The organism is Streptacidiphilus melanogenes, from assembly GCF_000787835.1.
GTDB classification, from domain to species: Bacteria; Actinomycetota; Actinomycetes; order Streptomycetales; family Streptomycetaceae; genus Streptacidiphilus; species Streptacidiphilus melanogenes.
The window spans coordinates 36,196-45,164 of record NZ_BBPP01000054.1 but is presented as its reverse complement, the minus strand read 5'-3'; the positions used below and the strand labels follow the sequence as shown (position 1 = coordinate 45,164).

Sequence of the window (8,969 nt, the reverse complement as noted above, 5' to 3'; positions counted from 1 at the left end):
TCCGGGGGCTTTTGGGAGCCCCCGCAGCAGCAAGCAGAAATGACTGAGGCCGGAAGACGTTGTCACGTCTTCCGGCCTCAGTCATTTCACTCCGCGGGGGAGTCCATCGGATCCACCGGGCCGACGGGATCCACCGGCCCCGCCTGGGGCGGAGGCGCAGCGCCGGCGAAGGGGACGTCGGCCTCCTCGGCGAGCTGGATGTCGAGGCTCTCGCGCCGGATGCGGCGGTCGATGTAGAGCAGGCCGTGAGCCATGGGGATGAGCGGGCTCGTCACCAGGCTGAGCACCAGGCCGACCGGAAGCATGACGGCGTAGAGGGCCATCATCGAGATCAGCTGGTCACGGGCGAAGGTGGGGCTGGTGGGGTCGGCGTTGGTGTTGGCGCCGAGGCCGACCACGCCCACGGAGAAGATGGACAGAACCTGGTTCACGACGAACTCGAATGCCGAGCCGATCAGCGCGACCAGCAGGGTCACGCCGAGGGAGCGCCACCAGGCGCCTTCGTTGAGTCGCCATGCACGCTTGATCGCCTCGACCGGGCGCTTGCCCTCGAGGATGACCGTGGCGCTGAGCGGGACCAGGCGGATCTGGACGTAGATCATCCCGGCGATGGCCCCGAGGTAGCAGAGGATGCTGAGCAGTACGGCGACTGCCACGGAGCCGGTGCTGAATGCGAGCAGCAGGACCAGGCTGACGACCACGATGATCGGGATCACGCACAGCAACTGGACCAGCAGCAGGGCGCCGAGGAGCCGCCAGAGGCTCGGGAGGCTCTCCGAGGCGGCCTGGCGCAGACCGACGCGACGGCCCACGACGGCGTGGCGCAGCGTGGCCACGCTGCCGAGGCTCGCGGCGACGTAGATCGCGAAGGAGCAGAGGAAGAACAGCAGGAAGATGCCGCCGAAGGCGAACGCCGCGTTGGCGATCTCGGAGTGGCTGGGGTGCCAGCCCTCGACGTTCACGTTGTCGCGGGCGTCGACCCAGAAGCTGTGCAACGGCGGCCACTCGATCGCGCCGAAGATCCCGAAGATCGCGAGGCAGCCGAGACCGGTGAGCAGCGGAGGGCCGTAGACCGCGAGGAAGTTGTAGCGGATCGTCGTGAAGATCGCGCTGGTGATCTCGCCGACGTTGAGTGGGCGCAGTGGTATGACGCCAGGCTTGGGGGCCATCGGGAGCCGGCCCCATGGTGTGTAGCCGAAGGGCCCGTTCGGGCCCCACTGGCCGCCGGGTGGCGGAGGCCCGTACGGCGGCGGTCCGTACGGTGGTCCGCCCGGTGGGCCCGGCGGTGTGGGCGGCTGCCACCAGCCCCCGTTGTTGCTCATTTCTGTTGGGGTCCTTCGTCGGAGTTGTCAGGACCACTGAGCGTACGGCAGGGGGGTGTGACTGGGCAGGGGCCGGGTTCAGCCCCGGGTCTGGCCGATGCGGAAACGTTGCGGCGGGGCAGTCCGTTGACGTCCCGCCAGCACCAGCAGCTCGTCAGGCCCCAGGGCTTGCTGGGCGCTGTGCTCGGCGGCGCCGAGGGAGGCGAGAAGCGCGGCGAGCGGAGCGGGGGAGAGGGGGCCGAGGACGGCGCAGTGGTCGGCGTTTGTCCACAGGCTGTGGACAGCGCGTTCGCCCCAGCGGGCACGGGCCTGCTCGGGTGAGCGCAACAGCGTGACCGCGCGCAGTCCGTGAGTGGCGCCATCGGTCATGAGCTGCGGCAATGTCGGAAAGGGCGCCACTGCGGCGATGTCGTCGAGGACGAAGACGGGGGCCGGCGCGGTCATCGCGTTGTGCGCTTTTCCGGCCGTGTTCCAGGCACGCTGGACCACGTCGTCCACAAGTGCGGACAGCAGCGGCATAGCGCTGTGGACAGCCGCGGCGTTCCCGTTGTCGGGCTCACGGAGGCGGCCGTCGCCGGCACGGCCGAGGAGGTAGAGGCTGCCGGCGGCGCCGTCCTCGAGCAGTGCCGCCGGGTCGAGTGCGGTCGCCGGGGACTCGGGGGTGCAGGCGGCGAGCACGTGCAGTTCGGCGACCGCACCGAGCGCGGCGCGGACACGGCCCAGGGCCGCGTCCAGTGCGGGTGCGGGCTGCAGCAGCGCCGCCTGGAGCTGACCGGCCCAGGCTTCCTCGCCGGCCGCCGCGTCGACCGGAGTCGCGGCGGACTGCAGGACGGCCACGGCCTCCTGACGTCCCGCTCCGGATCCCCCGCCCGTCGAGCCGCCGGCCCAGCGGGCGACGTGGCGGAACGGGCGGCCGTCGAGGGCAGCGGCCCGGAGCCAGCAGCGCAGCAGGGTCTCGGCGAGCCTGCGGACGGACTGCTCCTCAGCGCCGGCGACCGGGCGCACGGTGGGCAGCAGCAGCGCGCGGGCCCGTGCGGTGGCGATGACCGGCTCCGTGCACGCGCTGTGCGGGGCCCAGCGCCCGCGTGGGGCGTCGGGATCGTCATCGGTCAGCTGCTGCGGGTCGAACCGCGCGGCGCGCCGGTGCGGGGGACGCCCGTCCCAGAGCTCCGCGTCCGCGGTCACGACGACCAGGGGAGCGCTCGCCGCCTCCGCGACGGCGGCGCTCATCAGCGCCCGTCGCCCGGCAACCCCGGCCTCCGGCGCGAAGACGCACATCGTCCCGGTCTCGGGCAGCGCGAAGACCTGCGGTGCCTGGTGGTCCGCGGCAGCCGCGGCCCGCTGCGACCATCCGGCCGCCGTCGACCCGCCGGGGCGCGGCACGTTGACACCTGACGGAGCAGTGGCCACCCCCTCGGTGGGGAGGGCGTCGCCGAGTCCGGAGGGCGATGGGACGCTCGGTGCCCGACTGCCCGCCGCCTGCGGGACGACGCGGCCGTCAGCGGCGGGCCCGGTCGCCGTGCCGAGTCCTGCGGCGGTGGCCCAGGTCGGCGCGGTCCCGAGAGCGGCGCTGCCGGCGGGCGCGGCGTCAAGCCACTGCGGCTCGGGGCGATGTCCCGTGGGCGGCAGGTCCCCGGGCGCTCCGAGCGGACCTGCACCCCACGGTGAGGGCGCCGCACCGCCGTCGGTGGTGCCATAGGGCTGCGCGGGCGGGACGGCGCCGGAGAGGCCCCCGCCTGCCGATCCCTGCAAGCCCTGCCCACCTGACCAGCCCGACGGGCTTGCCCCGCCCGGCGCGCCGGGAACCCCCGCGCCGGGAACGCCCGCGCCGGGAACCCCCGAGGCCGCGACGCCCGGGCCGGGAGCGGTGGGCCCGGGAGGCGTGCGGCCGGTGGGGACGGACGTCTGGTGGTCGGCGGGGGTCGGCCCGCGGCGTTGGCCCGGCGGACCGAAGGCCGCTGCGGCGCCGCCCATCCCTGCCGCACCCGCATCCGCACCGATACCCGCAGCCGCACCCGGGGCAGCCCCCGGCACGCTGACGGCGCCCGCCTCCGCCTGTTCGCGCTCGCGCGCGTCGTGTGCGGCCCGCCGCTTCGCGCGGGCTGTCGCGGCGGAGAGGAGGAGCAGGAGGACGAGGGCCAGCAGCGCGAAGAAGGTGAACCAGAACGCCGGCGCCGACGGCAGGGAGGCCGTCGGCGTGCCGGGCCAGGCGCCCGGGAGGTCGTTGGGGTCGGTGGCCAGGTGGCGGATCGCGCCCGCTGTCGACAGGAACGGGAGCGGGTGTGGGAAGCGGCCGTGGGAGACGAGTCCGCCGAGTGCGGTCGAGCCCCAGACCAGTGCCGTGGTGCCGAGCAGCGCGGCCAGCAGGCCGACGATCAGTCCGTCGGGGATGCCCCGCTCCGGCCGCTGCGGTGGCTGCGACTGCGGCTGCCCCGGCTGTTGCCACCGCCGTGACGACGGAGACGACGACGGTGACGGCTGCTGCTGCGGCCGCCGGGGCGCGGAGGGGGAGGGCGAGGAGGACATCAGGCCGCCGGGTCGTCCGCGAGTTGCCGGGAGGCGCGCGTGCGTTCGGCGATGGCGTCCTCCGTCATGGCGCGGTCGGTGTAGACGAGCGGCCGCTCCGACTCGGTGATGATGTGTTTCACCACCTGCACGTTGCCGTTGACGTCCCAGACCGCGATGCCGGGTGAGAGCGTCGGGATGATCTCCACGGCCCAGCGCGGCAGACCCAGCACACGCCCGGTGGCGCGTGCCTCGTCGGCCTTCTGCATGTAGATCGTTCTGGTCGAGGCCATCTTCAGGATGGCCGACGCCTCCTTCGCGGCCGCGCCGTCGACCACGTCGGACAGGTGGTGGACGACGGCGACGAAGGAGAGGCCCAGGCGTCGTCCGAACTTCAGCAGTCGCTGGAACAGCTGGGCGACGAATGGCGAGTTGATGATGTGCCATGCCTCCTCGACGAGGAAGATGCGCTTCCTGCGGTCGGGGCGGATCCAGGTGTGCTCGAGCCAGACGCCGACGATCGCCATCAGGATCGGCATCGCGATCGAGTTGCGGTCGATGTGCGAGAGGTCGAAGACGATGAGCGGCGCGTCCAGATCGATGCCGTCGGTGGTGGGGCCGTCGAACATGCCGCGCAGGTCGCCGTCGACGAGACGGTCAAGGACCAGGGCGACGTCGAGGCCCCAGGTCTGGATCTCCTCCAGCGAGACGCCGAGCGCGTCGATCGAGTCGGTGTTGGGGGAGCGCAGCGCGTCGATGATGTCGCCGAGGACAGGCTGGCGGTCTGTCACCGTCGCGTTGATGTGCGCGTGGGCGGCCTTGAGCGCGAAGCCGGCGCGCTCCTCGAGGCCGCGCCCCATCGCCACCTCGATGATGGTGCGAAGCAGCGCCAGCTGGCCGGTCTGGGTGATGGCGGGGTCGAGCGGGTTGAGCTTGACGCCGCCGTCCAGCGCGGCCAGCGGGTCGAGCCGGATCGGCGTTATCCCGAGGGCCCGCGCGATCAGGTTCCACTCGCCGACGCCGTCCTCGCCCTGGGCGTCGAGAACGACGACCTGGCGGTCGCGGAAGCGCAGCTGCCGCAGCACGTAGGTCTTCTCCAGCGCGGACTTGCCGTTGCCGGACTCGCCCAGCACCAGCCAGTGCGGCGCGGGCAGCTGCTGGCCGTAGAGCTGGAAGGGGTCGTAGACGTAGCCCTTGCCGCTGTAGACCTCACGACCGATGATCACGCCGGAGTCGCCCAGGCCTGGCGCGGCCGTCGGCAGGTAGACGGCCTGGGCCTGACCGGTGGAGGTGCGCACCGGCAGTCGGGTCGTCTCGATCCTGCCGAAGAGAAAGCTGGTGAACCCCTCGGTCAAGCCTCCGAGCGGTGGCGCCATGGCCGGCCTCCTGTGGTTCGGGCGATCGGGCGATCGGGGCGGGGGTCAGCGGCGGATGCCGGTGGCGAAGGGCAGGGTGTTCACGAAGGCGCGGTGGTGTTCCCGATCGCACCATTCCAGCTTGAGATAGCTCTTGCCGGCAGAGGCGCGAATGGTGCGCTTGTCGCGCGCCAGCGCCTCGGGGGAGCGCGAGCTGACGGTGATGTACCCGACCAGGTTCACCCCGGCCGCGCCGGAGGCGAGGTCCTCGCCGCGCTGGTCGACGCGGCCGCTGTGGGCCAGGTCGCGCGGGTCGATGGTGCGGTTCATCTTGGCGGCGCGGCTGGCCTCGGCCTCGTCGTTGGTCTTCTCCGTCAGCATCCGCTCGATGGCGACGTCGGTGGGCTCGAGGTCCATGGTGACGGCGACGGTGCGGATCACGTCGGGGGTGTGCACGAGCAGCGGCGCGAGGAAGTTGACGCCCACGGGCGTCAGCGGCCATTCCTTGACCCACGCGGTGGCGTGGCACCAGGGCTCGCGGGTGACCGACTCGCGGGTCTTGGCCTGGAGGTAGTTGGGGTTGGTCGCGTCCAGCTCGGCGGGCCAGGCGTTGCGCCGGGACATGGCCTGGATGTGGTCGATCTGGTGGTCCGGGTCGTACATCGAGTGCAGCAGCGACGCGAGCCTGGCCTGTCCCAGCGGTTGGCGCACCCGGATGTCGGCCTCGGCGAGGCGGGCGCAGATGTCGGTGAGCTCACGGGCCATGACGGCGGCCAGGCCCTCGTCGCCGCGGGCGCGGCTGTGCGCGGTGCGGCCCATGGCCTGCGCCTCGGCGGCGAGCTCTCGGGTGTAGTGCATGCAGGCGACGAGGTAGGCGCGGTGCTGCTCGGAGGAGGTGGAGACCATCGCCTGCAGCTGGTCGTAGGAGTCCTTGAGCCACTGCGGCGACTCGTCGTCGCCGCGCCGGGCGACGTCCTTGGCGTGCGCGTCGGGGTCCGCGGGGAGGGTGCGGGCCAGCATCTGCAGGCGCGTCACGAAGCCGTCGCCGTTGGCGACGTGGCGCAGCAGCGTGCCGAACCGTTCCACCAGGGCTTCCTGGTCCTCGCTGTCACGCAGGCCGACGCCGGGGCCCTCGATCTCGATCGCGGCGGTGACGGTGCGGCGGTCGAGGTGGAGCAGGACGGCGACCTCGTCCGGCCCGAAGGGCGCGGCCAGCCAGCGGATCCGCCCGATGCCGGGAGGCGGGCCGATCTCGACCTCGTCGCCGGCCAGCCGCGTTCCGGCCTCCATGGCGGAGGAGCGGTAGGCGGCGGCGGGGGAGCGGGCGATCCGCTTGTAGCTGCGGTTGATCTCCGCCCACTTGTAGAAGGTCCGCTTGCGGTAGGGCAGGTAGACGATCGCGAAGCCGAGGGCCGGGAACCCGATCAGGCCGATCAGCCGGATGAGGAGGACCGGGACGAGGATCCCCCACATCATGCCGACGAAGGCGCAGAAGATGATCAGGAAGACCTCGCCGCCCTCGCGGTTCCGCCCGATCACCGCGTTCGGCTTGGCCTTGCCGATGAGGTAGGTGCGCCGGTACTGCCCGACGGGTGGGGTGGTCACGGCTGGCTTCCGCCTCCCTTGGCGAACGTGCTGGTGGTACGCGTGGCGCGGGCCGCCTGGTCAGGACTGCCGCCCTGCGCGGGCGGAGCGGAGGGAGCGGGCGCGTTGCGGGTGGCGTGCGCGGCGATGCCGGGCGCGACGCTCCCGCCTCCGGCAGCTCCGCTGCTTGCGCCCCCGCCGTTCTCGCCGTCGCGGCCCGCGTGGGTGCTGATGCCCTGCTTCATGAAGTTCGCGGGGCCGTTGACCACGGCGCGGCCGGCGCTGACCGCTTGGGCGCGGGCGCGGCGCATCGCGACCATGTCGTCGCCGAAGCCGGGCACGAAGCGGTAGATGACGGAGCTGGCGAAGATGGACAGCACCAGGATCGCCACACCGGAGGTGACGGTGGCGAACGCGTCGTTGGCCCCGGCGGAGGCGGCGACGGCCCCGGCGAGCCCGAGCACGATGACGATGACGGGCTTGATGAGGATCACCGCGATCATCAGCCCGGCCCAGCGGCGCACGTGCTTCCACAGCTGCTTGTCGACCATGCCCGCGTAGACGACGGTGCCGAGCAGCGCCCCGACGTAGAGCATCGCGGCCCGCACGAACATCTCCAGCCAGACGACCGCGGCGGCGACGATGGCGATGAGGCTGACCCCCACGAGGATGATCGGCCCACCGCCGATCTTCCCCGAGGTCAGCGTGTCCGCGAAGGTCCCGAGGTAGGTGACGGTGTCCGTCTTCGTCCCGGCGGCGATGCCCTCCGTGACGCCGTCGGTGGCGCTGACGACGGTGTAGAGGATCAGCGGCGTGAACGCGGAGGCGAGCACGGTCAACCACAGAAACCCGATCGCCTCACTGAACGCCGTGTGCAACGGCACACCGCGCGCTGCGCGCTTGATGACGGCGAGCAGCCACAGCAGCAGCGTCAGGAACGTCGCGGCGCCGAAGACGATCGCGTACTGCTTGAGGAACGCGGTGTTGGTGAAGTCGACGTTGGTGGTGCTGTCGATCCCGTCCGAGAGCTTCCGCACGATCCAGGCGGCGGCGTTGGCACAGCTGTTCGCCAGGGACTGGACGGGGTCGAGCGAGCTGGGGAGGCCGCCGGGGGTGGTGTTGGTGTTCTGGCCCTGCTCGCACATCTGCTTGGCGAGGCCGAAGAGTCCGTTGCAGGAGTGCGTGGGCGAAGCGCTCGCAGACGGCGAAGCGGCGGGGCCAGGGGCCGCCGCTGCCGCTCCCGCGAGCAGCAGCACCTGCAGGCCGGACAACGCTGTGGCAACAGGAAGCACCCTGCGGAGGTCAACGGGCATAGCGGAACCCTCCGAACTGGTTGACGGCGTTCGCCATGTCGCCGTAGCTGGAGACGGCCTGGGTGCCACTGATGGGCGTCGGCCCGTCCACCTGGGAGAAGTCGGTGACCTTCCAGTCGCTGCCCGACCATTGGAGCTTCAGCGTCAGGGTGTACCAGTACTCAGTGATGGGCCGCTGCGATCCCTGGCCCGCCAGACCACCGATGGAGGTATTCCAGATCTCAACCGTGGCGGCATCCGAGGCAAAGGCATCGATCTTGGTGCCGACCGGCACGGTGCGCGAGACGAAAGTCAGCCCAGCAGGAGCCTTGCCGTTGTCGAGCCCCAACCGCGTGGCCTCGGCATCGTAGGAGGCGTCGAAGCGGCTGTTCAGCGTGGCCACGTTTGCAGCGTCCGCGATTGTCGACACGATCGCGTGGCGCGACTGGGTCGCGTACATGTCGCTGGAGCCGAGGGCGACCGAGTAGTTTGCGGCGGCGCTCTGCGCGCCCTCGCTGGTGTGGGGGTACTGGACGCCGATGCCGTTGCTGGTCGTGGTGACCGGCTGGGTGCCCGTCGGGGAGGTGGGGGCGGACTGTGCGCCCGCGTCGTTGGACTTGCCGTTCGTGGTGCCGCTGCCCGTACTGCTGTTCGAGTTGCCGCTGTTGGTGCGGTTGACCACCGCCACCGCGACGACGAGCAGGAAGACGACGACGAAGACTCCGCCGAGCAGGCGCAGTCGGCGGAAACCCGGGGCCTGTGGCCCCAGCGCCGGCTGCTCGCCCGCCGGGAGGCGGGTCCGCGTGTGCGGCTGGTCGTCGGAGACGGACACGGCAGCCCCCTTGGGACGAGGGTGGGCGGGCAGGCGGGCAAGCGGGCGCGCGCCCGGGAGGGCGTGCGTCAACTGTGTC

General features: G+C 72.0%; 6 protein-coding genes. All 6 read right to left on the bottom strand.

Annotated features, from left to right (window positions below; genetic code table 11):
* Positions 1–86: 86 nt before the first annotated feature.
* The 6 genes from TR49_RS35145 to TR49_RS35120 all read right to left on the bottom strand — a co-directional run bounded on the left by TR49_RS35145 (position 87) and on the right by TR49_RS35120 (position 8,890).
* Positions 87–1,169, bottom strand: a complete 1,083-nt coding sequence (locus tag TR49_RS35145; protein WP_042389479.1) for a hypothetical protein — start codon at positions 1,167–1,169, stop codon at positions 87–89.
* A gap of 231 nt (positions 1,170–1,400) precedes the next feature.
* Complete coding sequence (locus tag TR49_RS40610) at positions 1,401–3,848, bottom strand: TraM recognition domain-containing protein (RefSeq protein WP_052434912.1); 2,448 nt, start codon at positions 3,846–3,848, stop codon at positions 1,401–1,403.
* Entirely contained in the window at positions 3,848–5,203 is a 1,356-nt protein-coding gene (locus TR49_RS35135; protein ID WP_042389476.1) for an ATP-binding protein, read from the bottom strand. Before TR49_RS35135 ends, TR49_RS40610 begins: the two co-directional genes overlap by 1 nt.
* A gap of 45 nt (positions 5,204–5,248) precedes the next feature.
* Positions 5,249–6,787 carry an SCO6880 family protein gene (locus TR49_RS35130; RefSeq protein WP_042389466.1) on the bottom strand — a complete coding sequence of 513 codons (1,539 nt, stop codon included), beginning with the start codon at positions 6,785–6,787 and terminating at the stop codon, positions 5,249–5,251.
* Entirely contained in the window at positions 6,784–8,079 is a 1,296-nt protein-coding gene (locus TR49_RS35125) for a hypothetical protein (protein WP_042389464.1), read from the bottom strand. The genes TR49_RS35130 and TR49_RS35125 overlap by 4 nt, the downstream gene beginning before the upstream one ends.
* Complete coding sequence (locus TR49_RS35120; protein WP_042389460.1) at positions 8,069–8,890, bottom strand: hypothetical protein; 822 nt, start codon at positions 8,888–8,890, stop codon at positions 8,069–8,071. The genes TR49_RS35125 and TR49_RS35120 overlap by 11 nt, the downstream gene beginning before the upstream one ends.
* Positions 8,891–8,969 lie beyond the last annotated feature (79 nt).

What these genes read in the sequence shown, in the direction of transcription:
- TR49_RS40610 (WP_052434912.1), bottom strand. Translation starts at nt 3,848, where the DNA reads ATGTCCTCCTCGCCCTCCCCCTCCGCGCCCCGGCGGCCGCAGCAGCAG.
- TR49_RS35135 (WP_042389476.1), bottom strand. Translation starts at nt 5,203, where the DNA reads ATGGCGCCACCGCTCGGAGGCTTGACCGAGGGGTTCACCAGCTTTCTC.
- TR49_RS35125 (WP_042389464.1), bottom strand. Translation starts at nt 8,079, where the DNA reads ATGCCCGTTGACCTCCGCAGGGTGCTTCCTGTTGCCACAGCGTTGTCC.
- TR49_RS35145 (WP_042389479.1), bottom strand. Translation starts at nt 1,169, where the DNA reads ATGGCCCCCAAGCCTGGCGTCATACCACTGCGCCCACTCAACGTCGGC.